The organism is Enterococcus sp. JNUCC 77 (genome assembly GCF_054819945.1).
The window spans coordinates 793,695-809,311 of the sequence record NZ_JBTHIG010000001.1 but is presented as its reverse complement, the minus strand read 5'-3'; the positions used below and the strand labels follow the sequence as shown (position 1 = coordinate 809,311).

At 30.8% G+C, this 15,617-nt stretch carries 16 protein-coding genes; 5 read left to right on the top strand and 11 right to left on the bottom strand.

Annotated features, from left to right (window positions below; genetic code table 11):
- Positions 1 to 901: 901 nt before the first annotated feature.
- The 5 genes from ACVWNY_RS04120 to ACVWNY_RS19280 all read right to left on the bottom strand — a co-directional run bounded on the left by ACVWNY_RS04120 (position 902) and on the right by ACVWNY_RS19280 (position 6,900).
- Entirely contained in the window at positions 902 to 1,516 is a 615-nt protein-coding gene (locus ACVWNY_RS04120; RefSeq protein ID WP_454071746.1) for an HNH endonuclease, read from the bottom strand.
- Positions 1,513 to 2,169, bottom strand: a complete 657-nt coding sequence (locus ACVWNY_RS04115) for a hypothetical protein (RefSeq protein ID WP_454071745.1) — start codon at positions 2,167 to 2,169, stop codon at positions 1,513 to 1,515. Before ACVWNY_RS04115 ends, ACVWNY_RS04120 begins: the two co-directional genes overlap by 4 nt.
- On the bottom strand, positions 2,162 to 4,522 hold the full coding sequence (locus ACVWNY_RS04110) for a sensor histidine kinase (protein WP_454071744.1): 2,361 nt from the start codon (positions 4,520 to 4,522) through the stop codon (positions 2,162 to 2,164). Before ACVWNY_RS04110 ends, ACVWNY_RS04115 begins: the two co-directional genes overlap by 8 nt.
- Positions 4,519 to 6,009 (bottom strand): Eco57I restriction-modification methylase domain-containing protein, encoded by a 1,491-nt coding sequence (locus ACVWNY_RS04105; protein WP_454071743.1) that lies wholly within the window; start codon positions 6,007 to 6,009, stop codon positions 4,519 to 4,521. The genes ACVWNY_RS04110 and ACVWNY_RS04105 overlap by 4 nt, the downstream gene beginning before the upstream one ends.
- A 771-nt stretch (positions 6,010 to 6,780) precedes the next feature.
- A complete protein-coding gene (locus ACVWNY_RS19280; protein ID WP_490338464.1) occupies positions 6,781 to 6,900 on the bottom strand; it encodes a hypothetical protein in 120 nt (39 codons plus the stop codon).
- Positions 6,901 to 7,163: 263 nt separating this feature from the next.
- Here ACVWNY_RS19280 and ACVWNY_RS04100 point away from each other — a divergent pair, with 263 nt between their 5' ends.
- From ACVWNY_RS04100 to ACVWNY_RS04085, 4 genes are all read left to right on the top strand, one after another.
- Positions 7,164 to 7,652, top strand: coding sequence for a hypothetical protein (locus tag ACVWNY_RS04100; protein WP_454071742.1), 489 nt, complete (start codon positions 7,164 to 7,166; stop codon positions 7,650 to 7,652).
- A gap of 130 nt (positions 7,653 to 7,782) precedes the next feature.
- Positions 7,783 to 8,112, top strand: coding sequence for a DUF5960 family protein (locus ACVWNY_RS04095; protein WP_454071741.1), 330 nt, complete (start codon positions 7,783 to 7,785; stop codon positions 8,110 to 8,112).
- A gap of 58 nt (positions 8,113 to 8,170) precedes the next feature.
- Positions 8,171 to 8,431, top strand: coding sequence for a hypothetical protein (locus tag ACVWNY_RS04090; protein ID WP_454071740.1), 261 nt, complete (start codon positions 8,171 to 8,173; stop codon positions 8,429 to 8,431).
- Positions 8,432 to 8,835: 404 nt separating this feature from the next.
- Entirely contained in the window at positions 8,836 to 9,042 is a 207-nt protein-coding gene (locus ACVWNY_RS04085) for a hypothetical protein (protein ID WP_454071739.1), read from the top strand.
- A gap of 89 nt (positions 9,043 to 9,131) precedes the next feature.
- On the opposite strand, the gene ACVWNY_RS04080 is transcribed toward ACVWNY_RS04085, so the two are convergent.
- Positions 9,132 to 9,980, bottom strand: coding sequence for a glycerophosphodiester phosphodiesterase family protein (locus ACVWNY_RS04080; protein ID WP_454071738.1), 849 nt, complete (start codon positions 9,978 to 9,980; stop codon positions 9,132 to 9,134).
- Positions 9,981 to 10,045: 65 nt separating this feature from the next.
- Here ACVWNY_RS04080 and ACVWNY_RS04075 point away from each other — a divergent pair, with 65 nt between their 5' ends.
- The gene (locus tag ACVWNY_RS04075; protein ID WP_454071737.1) at positions 10,046 to 11,137 is read left to right on the top strand and encodes an acyltransferase family protein; all 1,092 of its coding nucleotides are present in this window, start codon (positions 10,046 to 10,048) and stop codon (positions 11,135 to 11,137) included.
- A 24-nt stretch (positions 11,138 to 11,161) separates the two neighbouring features.
- Here the strand turns inward: ACVWNY_RS04075 and ACVWNY_RS04070 are convergent, their stop codons facing one another.
- The 5 genes from ACVWNY_RS04070 to ACVWNY_RS04050 form a co-directional block, all read right to left on the bottom strand.
- A complete protein-coding gene (locus tag ACVWNY_RS04070; protein ID WP_454071736.1) occupies positions 11,162 to 12,094 on the bottom strand; it encodes a GH25 family lysozyme in 933 nt (310 codons plus the stop codon).
- 3 nt (positions 12,095 to 12,097) lie between these two features.
- Complete coding sequence (locus ACVWNY_RS04065; RefSeq protein WP_454071850.1) at positions 12,098 to 12,484, bottom strand: phage holin family protein; 387 nt, start codon at positions 12,482 to 12,484, stop codon at positions 12,098 to 12,100.
- 84 nt (positions 12,485 to 12,568) lie between these two features.
- Positions 12,569 to 13,036 carry a hypothetical protein gene (locus ACVWNY_RS04060; RefSeq protein ID WP_454071735.1) on the bottom strand — a complete coding sequence of 156 codons (468 nt, stop codon included), beginning with the start codon at positions 13,034 to 13,036 and terminating at the stop codon, positions 12,569 to 12,571.
- Positions 13,037 to 13,090: 54 nt separating this feature from the next.
- The gene (locus ACVWNY_RS04055; protein WP_454071849.1) at positions 13,091 to 13,789 is read right to left on the bottom strand and encodes a glycerophosphodiester phosphodiesterase; all 699 of its coding nucleotides are present in this window, start codon (positions 13,787 to 13,789) and stop codon (positions 13,091 to 13,093) included.
- 25 nt (positions 13,790 to 13,814) lie between these two features.
- A complete protein-coding gene (locus tag ACVWNY_RS04050; RefSeq protein ID WP_454071734.1) occupies positions 13,815 to 15,617 on the bottom strand; it encodes a hypothetical protein in 1,803 nt (600 codons plus the stop codon).

Below are 15,617 nucleotides of genomic sequence, written 5' to 3'. Positions count from 1 at the left end.
ACATTTTGCCTAAAGCAAAAAAAAGAAGAAAAGAAGCTGTAGTATTATACAAAGGAAGAAATGAATCAATTTTTCAAATGTCTCAAAGACTATGGAAACTTTAAACAATTGACTTTCTTTCGATTACTAGCTTTTACAGCTGTCACAAATCTGAGATTCTTTCATTACAGTGGAAGGATATTGATTTACAAAACAATAGCGTCTCAATCGGTAAGACATTAGCCTTGGATGAGTTTACTAACATTATTATTCAAACGCCTAAAACTGCGTCTGGTACCTGTTCAATCAGCATGGATAATGAAACTGTAAATATCATGTCAAAATGGCGGGTAGTTCAACGTACAGATTATTTAAGCATGGGATTCAATACTTCAAGTGAAGATCAATATATTTTCACCAATGTAAAACGAACTATATTATCCATAAATCGTGAATGATTGGTTGAACTACTTAATAAAAAGTATGAATTGCCGAGAATCACAACACGTCATTTTCAGCATACTCATGCTTCAGGCTGGCGTACCAGTTCAGGAAGTAAGTGAACCCCTTAGCCATAAAGACGTAAAAATTACTTCAGAGATTTATTCTCATATCATGCCAGAAGAAGCTGAAAAAACCGCTGATAAATTTGCTCAATTTGTTGGTTTTAAAAAAAGTCACAGACCTTTTCACAGAGCCTACCTATTTTTACGCAAAATAAAAAGCTAGAAACCCTACAAAATAAGGTTTCTAGCTAGTAGAACAGGTTTATCCCACAAAAGGATGGTGTTTTCTACAAGTTTCAACAGCTTCTAAATGCTGTTAAATCAACATCCGTTATTTTGGAAGAAGCTGTGAAATTCTATCGAATTTTCGGGGTTAGTGCTAGTTTGGGTGTTAGTTTTCCAATAATAGTTACAAATCAAAAATCAGTATACTTTGTTTTTCTTCTAGCTACTTGATCTATGAATTCAATAATCTCTATAATCTTAACGATAAAATCACTATCTCTTTCTTCCAACTTCATCTCGCAAGACTTAATCTTTTTTAACGCTCCATATACATAGTCTAATTTATATAATTCTTTATACAGCCCTATCATCTCAATATATTGGTTAGATATTTCTTTTTCACTTGACGATAACTCCTTATTTACAACAATTGATCCAAATTTATTTCTGTAAAAAAGATTTTTAAAACTGGGATCTATAGGATCTATAAAATAGTCTATTTCCTTATTACTTTTAGAACAATTACACACTGGACATGCCAAAGCCATATATTGATAACTATCAATTAGTTCAGAATGATTATCTTTATTTTTAGTATGTTCAATATGAAAGAAAGAATCTGCATATGAAGCATACTCCCAACCACAATATGCGCATCTTGAATGAAAATCTTCTATTAAATACTTTCTTATTTGATTCCTATCTGATTGTCTAGTATATTTTAAAGACATCACTTCATCGCCACTTCTTCTTGTAGGAGGTGTTTCATACCCTCTGTAGTCACTTTTATAAATTTTTCTTATCATTTATCATCATGTCTTTCAGAATATTTGTCAATAATTTCAAATGCGTTTTTCATAAGAATTTTGAATTTTTCTTCCTCATCTTCTGAGTAATTCGAATCATAAAAAAGAGAAAATTGCTTCTCTATCTCTTCCTCATTCTTTAAAACAGAATATGATATAGATTGATCATTTTTCAATCCCAAATTGGCCCGTTCTAGAATCTCAATCTCCTCAAAATTATGCGTAATTTGTTTAAGTAGATAGCGCATCATATCACTCGTTTGTCCGGCGACATCTTTTTCAAAAATTCTTTCAGCATTCCTATCAATTGTAACTTCATCACTATATGAAGTATAGATTGCTAAAGGAAAATGAGCATTGTGTGACTTAATTCTTTTCCACATTATTTCAGCACTATCAAAAATTTCACTATTACTCAATCGAAAATCCATTATTAAAGCATGATAGTTATTCTCCAATAAACTATCCCAGAAATCTTCTTGTGTTCTCTCATCTTTAATAAAAATAAAAGATGGCTTGATGTCAAATTTTTTATATTCATCTAAAGAGACAATTTTTTTCAACTCTCGTTTTATTTCACTATAGGAACTATACATTGCATCTATATCATCATCAATATATCCAATAACAATCTTTTTTACATCATTATTCATCAAAAATACCACCTAACAAAGTAAATTCTATTTCGAAACCTTTTTCTCCTTTTTCAGAGAGTAATTTCTTTTCTCCTTTTAAACTTCTAACTATTGAATAGAAAATCCACATACCCATACCCGTTCCTCCATACCTCTCACTGTAGGTTTTATATGGTTCAAAAATGTTATTTTCATCTTCAATTTCTTCACTCAATCCAATGCCATTATCTGAGTAAACAAATTTCACATGGTCTGATGAGATTAACGACACATCAATATTTATATTTCTATTTACAATTTTCCCTTCTTCAAAGCTTTTATGTGAATTTGAAATTAAATTTAAGAAAATGCAATCCAATTGATGGTCACTAGCATGTACAAAGATTTTTTTTAAGGGATCCGCTAGTTTAGCATAATCGTGTTCACCATTTATTGTATAATTGTACGTATTATAATTATCACGTATCGAATTTTCCCACCATTTTAAAGTAAATTCAAGGTATTCAATTAAATTTATTTTGGTCTTACGAGCTTTTTTAGGATTCTTAGTTGCATTTTCAATAAAACCTAATATACTTGAATTTTTACGTTCAATAGAATCAGCATAACAATAAATATTTTCATCTTCTTCAAGTTCATCATATCTAACCCCAAACCTCTGCTCGTACAAATCTCCTATTTCTTTTAAATTAATGGGTACATTTCTAAAAAATATTTTGTCATTTTTTATCTGATGGGCAAACGTAGACATTATAATTCCTTGAGTAGCAAGAGTTCTTAACATATCTAACTCACTTATTAAAGAATCATTTTCATCTTGCGAAACATCCGTTAAAGAATATAATTCTAGAATTGTTTTCGGAGTTACAATTTTTTGAAATTCTTTATCTTCAAATAACTTTTGAGAATCTCCAAAATTCTTCTTTAACAATCTATCTATAGTTCGTTTTTTAGACTTGCCTTGACGACTGTGATAAGTTTTGTCAGATTTACCATCTAAATACTCATTATACAAAATATGGAGATTTGATCTAATTTGAGAAAATTCTTTAATTATCTGAATTAAAATTTTGACTAAATAAGAGAACTCAGAACTTTTTTTTAAGCCCTCTCTATTTGATTGATCTTCAAATCCATTATTCTTTTCTTTAGTAATATTAATGAATCCACTTAATTGATTAGCCTGCATTAAATATGTTGGCCTTGAAACAGCTGCCGGATCTTTTGCACGAATATTCTCTATACCTAACCAATCAAATCCTATTGTTTCTGTCTCACCATAAGGTCTAATTCTGAATCCATCTCTATAAAGCGATATTCCAGGTTCATAATCAAATTCGTAATATTTACTTGCTGGTGGATTAATAAACGGATACTGTCTACCACCTGATTTTTTTGTAAAATAAATGGTTCCATCAAAATCTCCTATTGGATTTTTAGGAGGTGTTTCTAATAGAAACTCACTAATTTTTTTTTCATCATAAAAAGAAAACCTATTAATTCTTTTCCCATCTTTTGTTATATATTTCCTCAATTCATTATAGTACTTATTTATAAAATCTGGAGGAAAGTTGAGAACATTTATCTCAGGAAACTCGCCTTCTAAAAGTAATAAATCATCATCATATGAGTAACTGAATGTAATATATGCATCACTATCGAGTTCATCTATCTCATATTCAATAGATTCAACTTCACCAAAGTAGTTTAAAAAAATTTGAAAATCTTCAAAATCCTGATTTTTCATTGGATTTTTCAGCTTACCAAGACTTTGCTTTAAAAGTATGTAATTATCCTTTTCTTTATTATCTTCACTTCGTTCCCAATCGTCACTCAAATCCTTAGAAATTATAATAGTTCCTTTTTGGCTAGGATTTTGCAAGTTTCTATTTTTATACTCTTCTTCAAATTGTCCAAGGCTTATTTCAGTAATAGGTATTTTAATACTCCCTATATCTTTACCAGAGCTAAACACTGTCCAGTCAATATCAAACTTATGCGCCTGATATGAATCACTTGTAATTATGGTTGATTTATTTCCAAGCCTTCCTAATGAAAGCCTACCAATTCCCATTGAACCGTTCATTATTCTCTTATCGCCATCAGTCTCTATATAAGGTATATTAGTTTTATCATCAGTTCCAACAGTAAAAAAAACCTCAAGAATTTTCTCATAACTCATTCCAGAACCGTAATCAATAATTTCAATGTTTTCGTTGTTTATTGTTACATCGACTCTTTTTGAAAAAGCATCATAACTATTTTTTACCAATTCTAGGACTGCACTTCTATAGTCTAAAACATTATCCCTACCTAATAAGTTAACAGTTCTTGTTGTTGCTTTAAAATTAGCAATCTTTTCTTGTTTCATTCTAAGTCCTCCCCTACTATTAAATCTCTTGGAATTTTAATCTTCTTCAAATCTGTAGAACTAATACTCTTATATCCAGCGGCATAATTTTTAGATGTAATGGTTAAATAAGCTCTTACTACATCTGAATTAAGATAGTCTAGAATTTGATTTAAATCAGTTCTCAAATATTCATTTTTTAGTTTAATCGACAGACCAGATAATAAGAATCCTTCTCCAACAATTTTGAATGGATTATCTTCCAACGAAGCCACCTTAGGAATCACTATTTTTTGATCATAATAACAAGTAAAGCCTTGGGTTCTACCAAAATATAAACCATATTTATCTTGATATTTTTCATCAAGCCTTTCAGATAAATAATCGTAGGTTTCTTGGTAATGCTCCTCTATTTCAGTATCTTGAAGATAAGCTGTTTTTGTTTCGTTTGCAGAAATATATGGAAAAATCAGATATTTTATTTCTTCAACTTTTGAAACTCTTATAACTTTCCTAAGCACTTCTTTATTGACTGAGAAAGGCTTTTTCTCCTTCATAAACATTAGTACATTATCTGTTTCTCCAGTTATCTCTTTTTCGTTTACTATAAAGACTTTATCCTGCAAGGTAGCAAGTCCATTTCTTATCTCAGCAAACTCTCCCAAATCAATAAACTCTTCCTGAACTTCAGTTAAAAAATCATGGCTGTATATCATATAATTATATTTCTCCATTAAATCTCTATATGTTACCTTAACCAAGTTTATCCCCTTATTATTTTTTACTCGTAAAACTTTATTACCTGTAGAAAAAACACTGATTGCCGTATAGGTAGTTGCCCCTTCAAACTTCATCTCATCTTTATAATCAATGATTGTTTCAACTAGTGAATTATCAATGAGATATCTCATCATTACTTCACCACTTCTAGCTTTGATATAGCTATTAGGCGTGATATAAACAATTTTCCCACTTCTGTTCCATAAATCAAATCCTATTTCAAAAAAATAATAATATAAGTCAAAATTAAATTTTGAACAAAACTCACTTTTTTCTCTTAGAGCAGTGATTGTTCTCTCATCCATATTATGTCTTGAAACATATGGGGGATTACTGATTACATAATCATATGTCCCAAATTTTTCAATAAGTTCTTTTCTATTAAGAGCATCAAATTTCTGAATATTCCATTCAATTTTTCTTTGTATATATTTTTCTGATAGATCATTTAATTTGCTTACACAAACAGCTATCGCTTCGTCTCTAATATCAAACCCAGCTATATTATTTTCCAAAAATTCAGCCTGTTCATCTTTATTTTTATCTTTGTTCTCAATAAAATATTTTTTCACAATAAGAGACAGTATATGTCCCTCACCGACAGCTGGTTCAATAAGAGTGAATTCACTCTTATAATCTATCTTTAATAAACTAACCATTTTGTTAGCCAATTTTTTATCAGTATAAAAAATGCCATTTTCCTTAATAAATTTATGTTCGTCGTACACGAGTATGTTCTCCTTTTAATAATAAAAAAATACGAAGATATCTATATTTTTTTCGCTAACTTTTTTTAAATTAAATATGGCTCAACTTTTTTTGTGGAACAATACATAAAGTCATCATTTAATTAATTATCTTGTTATAATCGGATGTTTAAAATCTTTATTACAAAAAAGTGTCTTTTTTTGGTTGCCTAAGTACTGTAATTAGTACGACACTGATTAGTATTAATACATTTAAATATAGTTCTTCTTTTACTTTATCATGAAAACAATTTAAGATATTTGTATCCATTAGTATTATCTTAAATCTTTTTATTTAAAATTTGCATAAACAAAATAACTCACATTTTATTCAATAATACTATGTAAAATTGTACAGCACCTTATGTATTTCCGCTATATCAAATCATCTATAATTCAAAAAATCTTTTTTAAGAATTTAAAACTCAAAAAAATATATCTAATAAATGCTAAATTATAATTTTATTAAAATAGCATAAGATATATTCTATTTAAATGCACCTTACATTTATTTGGGATACTAAAAAAGCTAAGAGCACTATTAAAATAGTATTCTTAGCTTTCTTCTGATTTTATCCTACGCTACCTTCCATCTCGTACTGGAATATTGGGCGTTACTTTAAGTTTACTTCCGTTATGTATGGATAGCTTCAAATCAATGTTTATAGGGTTTTATCGTCATATTGATTTTTACTAATTCGTTCGTATTTAGTATTTTTTGTGGCAAATTTGTGGCAAATTTTATTGTCATGTCTAAATCACAGTCTTATCATAGACATATTCAACATTTCCGTTTAACCCAGCAATACCTCTGAAAAATTTCTTATCCTCTTGTTTAATCCAAGCATCTCTCCACAAAAAAAAACAAATCATTTTTTACTTCAATTTTATCTATTTTTCCTTCTCTGAGATCCTTTATTTGTTTATCAAAATTATCCACTTATCTCACCTCAAAAATATATTATCATACATTTAACGACTTCTTCACTTTACATCAGAGTCAAGACACTTTTGTTTCTCACATTGTAATTTTAAATGATGGTATAAAAACATTGATAATTTGTATAATATACGGTTAAATTAATTTGAGATTATTTGGTTAATGATTTTAACTACATTTATAAGGAGTTTTATTGATGAAAAAAATATTTATCGGACTAACTCTAATTTTTTCATGTATTTACTTTTCAATTCAAACAATTGAATCTAATGCTCAAAAATTAGAAGTTACCCAAATGAATTCAAAAAAAAATACCACACTTGACTCAAATAATAAAATAAAAAAGTATTTGAAATCTAGCAACAAATCTTTAAAAATAAAATCTGTTGAAGGTGTATATGCTGAAAAAGGTAACTACACAGTCAATATTGAATTAAATTCTAGCAACAAAGGCATGAATTACGCTAAGAATCAAGTAGTGATGACAATCAAAAAACTAAATAAAAAAAGTTTAAAAAATTTCTCTAATATCAGTATAAGTGTGGTTGCAGATATGAAAGATGGTTCTCAAGGCTATGCAATAAAGTCTGATTTTAGTCCTACTTTCATTAACTCGGATGATGCAAAAATAGTAAGAATCAAAAACATCAATACCAAAGCTGAGTCATGGTGGGAACTATCTTAAAAATTTTCACCGGAAATTTGATAAAAACAGTAAAAAAAGCCTAGATTTTTTTAGGCTTTTTTATTTTTAAGAATTTGTTCGCTTTACAAATACAAACATACGTTCGTATAATGTTTTTGAGGTGAAAATTATGGTGCGACCATTTAGCAATGACAATATTCATGTAGAGGCTGAGTTCCCCTACCGTTTTAAGTCTACGGATCAATTAGAAATTGACCTAATTTCAGTAATCATGGAACCTATTCCCTTTTTTGCTTTTCATGACAGTCTATTACTAACTTTATTTCATAGTAAGAAAGATTATTTTTTGATTCCTGCTAAAAAGAACAAGAAAAATAAAGACTTATATTTTAGGTTCGATGTCGAAGTATTGAAACCGAAGGATTATAACTCTCCAACCGGACCAACAATTTTTCGATATAACTATAAAGGGTATGATTTTGGCAAGGAACTTAAGTAGATTATGATGATTTTATGAGGCGTGCGATGCTATGCTATACTATTTTTGAGGTGATGACGTGGATAAATTTACTGGATACTTAACAAAAATTCGACTAATAAACAGTAAGCCGTTACTTGTTAGATTCACTTTAGTCACGGCTGGTGAAAACATCAATTGTATTGCTGCTAGAGAGATACTGGCTAATCAGATTATGATGTTGCCAGATGATAAATACAACATGGCTATTATTGGTCATTTTAACAAGAGAAAGCAATTTGTTGTGAGGTTTTTGAATGTCATTAACAGCGATAAATTCACTAATGATTTAGGGTTATAAAGTCCGATTTTTCGGGCTTTTTTTGATGAAAAGAGTTGACTTCATATATACTACAGTATATAATATAAATATAGTTAAGGAGGAGGTGAAAGTGATGAAATTAGATGAACTAAAAAAGGCAGTCGAAATAGTCTTTACAATTCTAGCCTCAGCCAAGGTGTTAAAAGAATTATTTAAAGACAAAGACGACTAACCTTATGGGGAGGGTAACTCCTCCCTGTTCATCTGTATTTTATCATGGATTGTATGAAAAGAAAATTATTACTCATATTGCTACTTTTGTTTAATCTCGTTTCTGTGATTGCTCTAGTAACTAATAGAGCATCTAATACTTGGGGAACAATGACAATTATTGTAAATAGTTTATATGTTTTTTGGGATGATATAAAAAGAGGTGTTTCAAAATGATAATTGACACTGATTTAATAAAGAAAGCTATCTTTGATGGTTCTGCAGTTGAAGCTGCTGAACTATGCAACATACCCGCCCAGACTATCCGACAGTATCGTTCTAACAAACAATCGAACTCATATAGAGATTGGGAAAAAATAAGTTTAATAAAAGCAAAAGAGATTATGAACAATATTGAATCAAAGAACTCAAATCTCTAATTGTTGAACGGGGGGCGTCTATCCTTTTTATGCGCTCAGTATCATATGCATCACATTATTAGTATAAACCGTGTAGTCCAATGAATTGATTAATGTTCTCTTTCAATTTGTTCAAATTCTTCAATATTTATGTCATTAAATTTTGTTGTAATATAGTCAACTCCGCTTTCTTTTAAAAAATTTAATTTATCATAATCATACAATGTCCATGATCCAACTGAGATTCCATTTAATCTAAACTTGGAAACATTTTCTTTTGTTAAATCTGCTGAGTTTTGATCTACATTAACACCAAAACGATATTTTTTGCAGATTGACAGGACATCGTCATTCAATGAATTAGTTATATACCAAAGGTTAGCATGTTCGGACATACTTCTTAATTTCTGCATTATATCTAGACTGAGACTCATTAATATACAATTTTCAATACCTATATTTTGTTCGATATCTTTAAACAAGTTTTGATAACTTTTCTCAGAATAATTTCTCTGTCTAAGCTCAATAATTGGTGTTAATCCCTTTTCTTTACAAATTTTCAGATATTCAGATAATGTTGGAATATTTTTTTCTTCATCCGTCATATTGTTTATGTTAGGACCTATGTCTAATTTATATTTTCTGAGTTCCTTTAAAGTCATATCCTGAACATAGCCACTTCCGTTAGTAGTTTTATCTATTGTAATATTGTGCATTAACACCCATTGATTATCTTTGGTATCAATTATGTCACATTCGGCTGCTTTTATATTTTTGGGAATACTTCTGTATCCAGGTAATGAATTTTCTGGATACTCTTGACTATTCCCAGCATGAAGGATATATCTAATCCCTTCTAAAATACCGTCCCCCGCTTTTACAGTATATGTGTTGAACAGTCCAAAAACCATTACTATTAAAATTATAATTACCATCCAATTTACTAAAACCTTTTTCATTTTTCTATCCCCAATGTAATTTATAAGAATTTATTATTTAAATAACAAAAAAATAATGAAATATTGTGAAAAATATTTTTTTAAATGGCTATATCACTAGATATTCCTGTATTAAATGCTATAATGATATTAAATTAAATCACAATAGGGAGGCTATTTCAATAGATATAAAAGTAAATAATGCTAAAGGCATTTTAATATTCTTAGTCGTTTTTGGTCATTTTTTAGAGTTTAATGCAGGACCTTATTATCCACTTTTTCTTTTTATCTACACATTTCATATGCCTTTATTTATAACGATAAGTGGTTATCTAGCAAAAAGAATGACTATTCAAAAAATTATTAGACTCTTCATTTTATTAATTGCATTCCAGATATTTTTTGTATTCTTATTTAACTATTTTGATTTTATAAAATTCTCATTGTTGACAGCTTTGACTATTCCAATTTATCACTTGTGGTATTTGGCAAGTCTTATAGTTTGGTATCTAAGTGTTTTAGGTTTGAATAAAATTGATAATAAAAAGATAAAAGTAATGGTAATCGCACTTATCATTTTCTTCTGTGTAATTTCTAGATACTATACATCGAATATTTCAGCCTTAATTCCAATTCCTGGAGCATATAGTTATACATTTAGTTTTCAAAGAACCTTATCATTTTTTCCGTTTTTTCTTATTGGCTTTCTTATTCCAAAAAACATTATGCAACAACTTTACAATATAAAACCAAATATTTTGAAACTAGCATTTATTCCAGTTTTTCTAGTTACTTTAGCTCTGTTGAAAGTGGAGCATATAGACCTACTTCTTAGAGGTGCCGTTGGATTTTCAGAAATGAATTTATATCCAAGATTATTACCCAGCGTTCAATTATATATTTTTTACTTTCTTATTCCTTTAATATGTATTGGGGTCTTAAATATTATCCCTTCTAGAAAAACTATCTTTACGAATATAGGTTCCAAAACACTTCCTATTTTTTTGCTACATCCTATTTTTATTCTTGTAGCTTTTAAACTTAAGTTTTTCATATTTGAATTTTCTTATTTTGTTCAGATAATAATTTGGCTAATATTTACTATCATTACTATTGCTATTACTAGTAATAAAATATTTGTAGACATGCTCAAATTAAAGAAAATAAAATTAAAGTAGCCCTCGATTAAGAGGACTACTTTTTTATTTATTCATAGATTCTAAAATGGTACTGATATCGTTTGTTGTAGATTCTCTAAACGCTTTATCTTCATAATATCCAAGTGTACGGAAAACAGCATCGGCTGTCGAATTATTTTCTCGCCAATCAAATACCTGTAGTTCTTTTCCTTCATGAGTTTGACTATAAACACCCCGAATTGCTTTCCAATCATCCTCATTCTGTAGAACGCCAATCGTTCCACCTTGTACATAAAAAATTGCTCCTCTATTTGCAAATGCATAAACCATATCTTCATCCTCCTCAATTATTTCTTCTATTTTTTCAATTTTTTGACCACCGATATAAGCACGCCAATCTTCTCGTGTCCCATAGAAGACATTTAAATCTAAACGACTACCATAACCATCTAACCAACCATTCGAAGTATATTGGAACATCGCTGTTGTTGAAAAGTGGTTGGATACTGGCGGGTTAGGTTGACTGTATCCTTGTGGCTGATCTGTATAATAATTTGCAATCCATAATGGATAACCAGCTTGAGCTACTGAACTGAAATTGTATGTATTTACTACGCCAGTATAAGTATAGAAAAATGGTATACTTCCAGTTTGATCTTTTACGTAATCTAAAAAAGCTTTTGCCCATGCGACATTCGCTTTGTTGGTTGATTCCCAATCCAAAACTAGATTAACTTTGCCTATATAAGAAGCTATTTGTTTTAAAAAATGTTGAGCTTCTTGAATTGCTGTACCTTCTAGCCCTACTTCATTTGCGTAATGATACAAGGCAACTTCTTTTCCAGAATTCATAGCTTGTATTAATTGACCTTGAAAATATGGATTAGTGTAACCAACACCGCCAGTAGCTTTTATAATGACAAGGTCAGCAGCTACTCCTCCAGCTCCAACATTTATACCAGCTTGCCAGCTAGCAATATCAATCCCATTTAACATGATTTAATCACCATCCTTTTTGTTACTCTTAAAATTATCCATAAACCGCTCAAATAGTGATGTATCATTTCCCATCTTTTGATAGTTTTCAAAAATAGACTTTATTTCCATACATAGATAACCAATATATAAAACATAAATCAAACCTACTCCCGCCCCTCCTGGAACTAACGGCGCTAGAGGAATAAAATATATAAGTAAAACCATACTGGCGACTTTTCTTAAAATACCATTGATACCAACCTTAGATTTAAATTCTATATCCGGATTGATTTTTGCTGCGATAGTGCCTGATAAAAAATCGATAATCATTGCTATACATATGAGCATGAGAACATAAACAGCCTTGAAATCTTGATCATCCACCAAGTGCGCTAAGTAACTAAACATTTCCATAATACCTACCTTCTTTCATAATAAAAAGGACAACCAAAATCATTTGGATGTCCCTTCCCCAAGCCTTTACTATTGTATTTACTCCCAGAACCAGCTTTCTTTACCCAGCTCTTGAATGCGAATAAAATCTACACCATAATTATAGAAAACATCAGGATAATTGGTGTCAGCTTCAAGCTCAATCACATCACCTTTTTGGAAAGTAAAACGATTTGTAAAAGAAATATCATTTTCCCAGCCAATATCTCCGCTTAAACCAGCCAATCTAGCTAAGAATTTTCCATTTACTTTAATATTTAAGTAGCAATATGTCCCATCTCGTCGAACCATAGAATTAGAAAACATACCATCCATTTGCAGCATTGCATTACGCTTTAGAGTGATTTTTTTCCCATCACTGCTTAAGCTGAAAACATCATTATTAAGGGATCGTTCATTATCCCATCCCTTAATGCCTGTACCAAAAGAAAGCAATTCACCTTTGCTCACTTTTTTATTTCTAACTAATCCGCCGCCGTAAGCAATTCCAAAATTTTCATTATTCATATTTTTCATTTCTCCTTTTATAATTAATAAAAAAAACACACCGAAGTGTGTAAGTTATATGTTGAGATCATTCAAATTTGTAGTAATGTGGTCAACATTACAATCCAATAAATACTGATACCGATTTCGATTATATAAAGTCCATGCCCCAACTTCTACTCCAGATTGTTTAAAAGTAGTCACACGATCTTTTGTTAAATCATTTGCACTTTCAATGACATTCACATTAAAACTATTTTTTGTACATGTTGCTAATACATCATCATTCAATGAATAAGCTAAATACCATAACTGAATTGAAGCAGACATTGCTCTTAATTTCTCCAAATTTTTCAAATAAAAACCCATCAAAACACATTCAGACATATTAAAGACTTCGTTGATTTGTTTGAACAATTCCAAATAAGCGTCATCAGTATAATCTCTTTGACGAAGTTCAATTAATGGTGTTACACCTTTTTCTTTGCAGATTAGCAATAACTCCTTTAATGTGGGAATCATTTTTTCACTATCGGTCATATTATTAATATTTGGACCAATATCTAATCGGTATTGTCTTAATTCTTCCAGCGTCATGTCTTGAACGTAGCCAGAACCATTAGTCGTTCGATCTATCGTTAAATCGTGCATTAAAACCCATTGGTTATCCTTAGTGTTGATAATGTCACATTCAACTGCTTTAAAATTATCAGGCATAGTTCTAAAGCCTGGTAAAGAATTTTCGGGATATTCCTGACTATTACCCGCATGCAGAATATACTTATCAACAGTCAGGTTGTTATCGCCCCCGATTTAATGCCACCCCTATTACTTGACCAGCAAAAGCTGATGAACCTGCCGAACGATTATAAGCCCCGAATTGAATATTGGTACTTGATACACCAACCACCGCCATTGAATTACCTACAGCACCAGCAGCAGAAATACTAGCTGTTCCATAAACAGTATCAGCAAATTTAAAGTTACTTGGAATTTTACTACCTGCTAGAATTTCAACCCAAGCACCATTTTGATTTGTTGGTGAAATAGAATAGGAAACGATAATTAAATCATTGATTCGTTGAAATTTAACCCAACCGGTCATACCATTTGAAAATCCAGATGAAACAGTCAATGTCGCATATTTATCAGTAAATGGTTTTCCACCCACAGTTGGTTCATTAACAAAGTTCTTTGTACCTGAAATAGTTTGATCCCCTGTAGCTTCAACAAATTTATCCGACGTCCATTTTGCAATTGCATCAAAAACTCTACGAGGTGTCATGAATTTGAGTAAAGAGGTACCTGATTCCGCATCTGATTGAGTAGCAGTAGCATAATTGTCTACATTACCTAATCCCACTTGATCTTTAGTTACTTGATTTGGATTGTCTCTTCTTGCAACGAAAGTATCAAATTCTGATTTACTTGCCTGCTCAACGTCGGTCACATTCCCTAAACCAATAGCTTCTTTTGTAATATCATCTTTCTTAGCAAATCCACTTTGAGATAATACGGTCAAAGGATTCAAGCTAATGATTATTTGTAGACCAACATAATCAATATCAATGCTTGAAGCTGTCACTCCGTTTGAACTATCTGAATAGACGATAACATTTACTAAACCATCAGAATCAATGAAGTTACTATCATTAATCTCATTAGTGAAATCAGTGTATTCCGTTGCGTTACTTTGAAGTTGTGTAGAATAACTATCAGTTGACTCTAAATAAGTAGCTGCCTTTAAGTTTTTGTTGTTTGGCGCACTCGCTTTACCTCGAATGGATAAAGAAAAGGAAACGAAGTTCTGTTTGACAAAAACTATTGATTCCGTCAAAGACATCCCTGTGAAGATTGTAGGCGCTAAAGCTTTCACAGCTTCCACAACATTAAACTTATAAAGCTGTTGTGGAATAACTCCACTTTGCGATGAACCAGTCGAAACACCAGAGTCATCACGGCTGACTAAACTATTGTAGTTCGTTTGTGTTATTTCATTCCATGATCCACTAGGTTTTTTTAAGTTAGTAGCTGTAAAATCAGAAAATGCTTGATGGGGATTTGAAGCAGTATTCCCCACTGTCTTACCACTAAAATTCATCATTTTAGTTGTATTAACAGCGCCAGAAAATAATTGGATTGCATCAGCAGTCGTCAATCGATTACTAAAATCACGATTTAATCGAGTCGCTAAAGTTGATTGCTTAATACCCTCTGTATCAGTTCTTGCTTGAACAATTTCCGGATTACTATCACCAGATTCAGCTACTAACTCATCAAATTCATTCCGTAAGGTATCGAATTCTTGCTTATTTTGGTTCGCTGTACTGACTGCCGAGTTTGAAGTGGTAATTGCCGTTTTAGAGTTGGCCAGAGCTTCATCAGCCTTAACGTTGGCTTGATTTCCGGCAGTTGTTGCAATTGACACTGCGTCCTCTCCAGCAGTTGTTGCAATCTGCTTTGCTTCATTAACTCCATTGGTTAATTCTGTTTTATATCCATCAACTTTTGCAGAAGATTCATTTGACTGCTGTAAGATGGCATTTATCTTCACACGTCCTTGATTCAGCGTATCTGTTTCATTAATACTTTGAACTGCCAT

What these genes read in the sequence shown, in the direction of transcription:
- ACVWNY_RS04120 (WP_454071746.1), bottom strand. Translation starts at nt 1,516, where the DNA reads ATGATAAGAAAAATTTATAAAAGTGACTACAGAGGGTATGAAACACCT.
- ACVWNY_RS04115 (WP_454071745.1), bottom strand. Translation starts at nt 2,169, where the DNA reads ATGAATAATGATGTAAAAAAGATTGTTATTGGATATATTGATGATGAT.
- ACVWNY_RS04110 (WP_454071744.1), bottom strand. Translation starts at nt 4,522, where the DNA reads ATGAAACAAGAAAAGATTGCTAATTTTAAAGCAACAACAAGAACTGTT.
- ACVWNY_RS19280 (WP_490338464.1), bottom strand. Translation starts at nt 6,900, where the DNA reads ATGATTTGTTTTTTTTTGTGGAGAGATGCTTGGATTAAACAAGAGGAT.
- ACVWNY_RS04100 (WP_454071742.1), top strand. Translation starts at nt 7,164, where the DNA reads ATGAAAAAAATATTTATCGGACTAACTCTAATTTTTTCATGTATTTAC.
- ACVWNY_RS04095 (WP_454071741.1), top strand. Translation starts at nt 7,783, where the DNA reads ATGGTGCGACCATTTAGCAATGACAATATTCATGTAGAGGCTGAGTTC.
- ACVWNY_RS04085 (WP_454071739.1), top strand. Translation starts at nt 8,836, where the DNA reads ATGATAATTGACACTGATTTAATAAAGAAAGCTATCTTTGATGGTTCT.
- ACVWNY_RS04080 (WP_454071738.1), bottom strand. Translation starts at nt 9,980, where the DNA reads ATGAAAAAGGTTTTAGTAAATTGGATGGTAATTATAATTTTAATAGTA.
- ACVWNY_RS04070 (WP_454071736.1), bottom strand. Translation starts at nt 12,094, where the DNA reads ATGTTAAATGGGATTGATATTGCTAGCTGGCAAGCTGGTATAAATGTT.
- ACVWNY_RS04065 (WP_454071850.1), bottom strand. Translation starts at nt 12,484, where the DNA reads ATGTTTAGTTACTTAGCGCACTTGGTGGATGATCAAGATTTCAAGGCT.
- ACVWNY_RS04060 (WP_454071735.1), bottom strand. Translation starts at nt 13,036, where the DNA reads ATGAATAATGAAAATTTTGGAATTGCTTACGGCGGCGGATTAGTTAGA.
- ACVWNY_RS04050 (WP_454071734.1), bottom strand. Translation starts at nt 15,617, where the DNA reads ATGGCAGTTCAAAGTATTAATGAAACAGATACGCTGAATCAAGGACGT.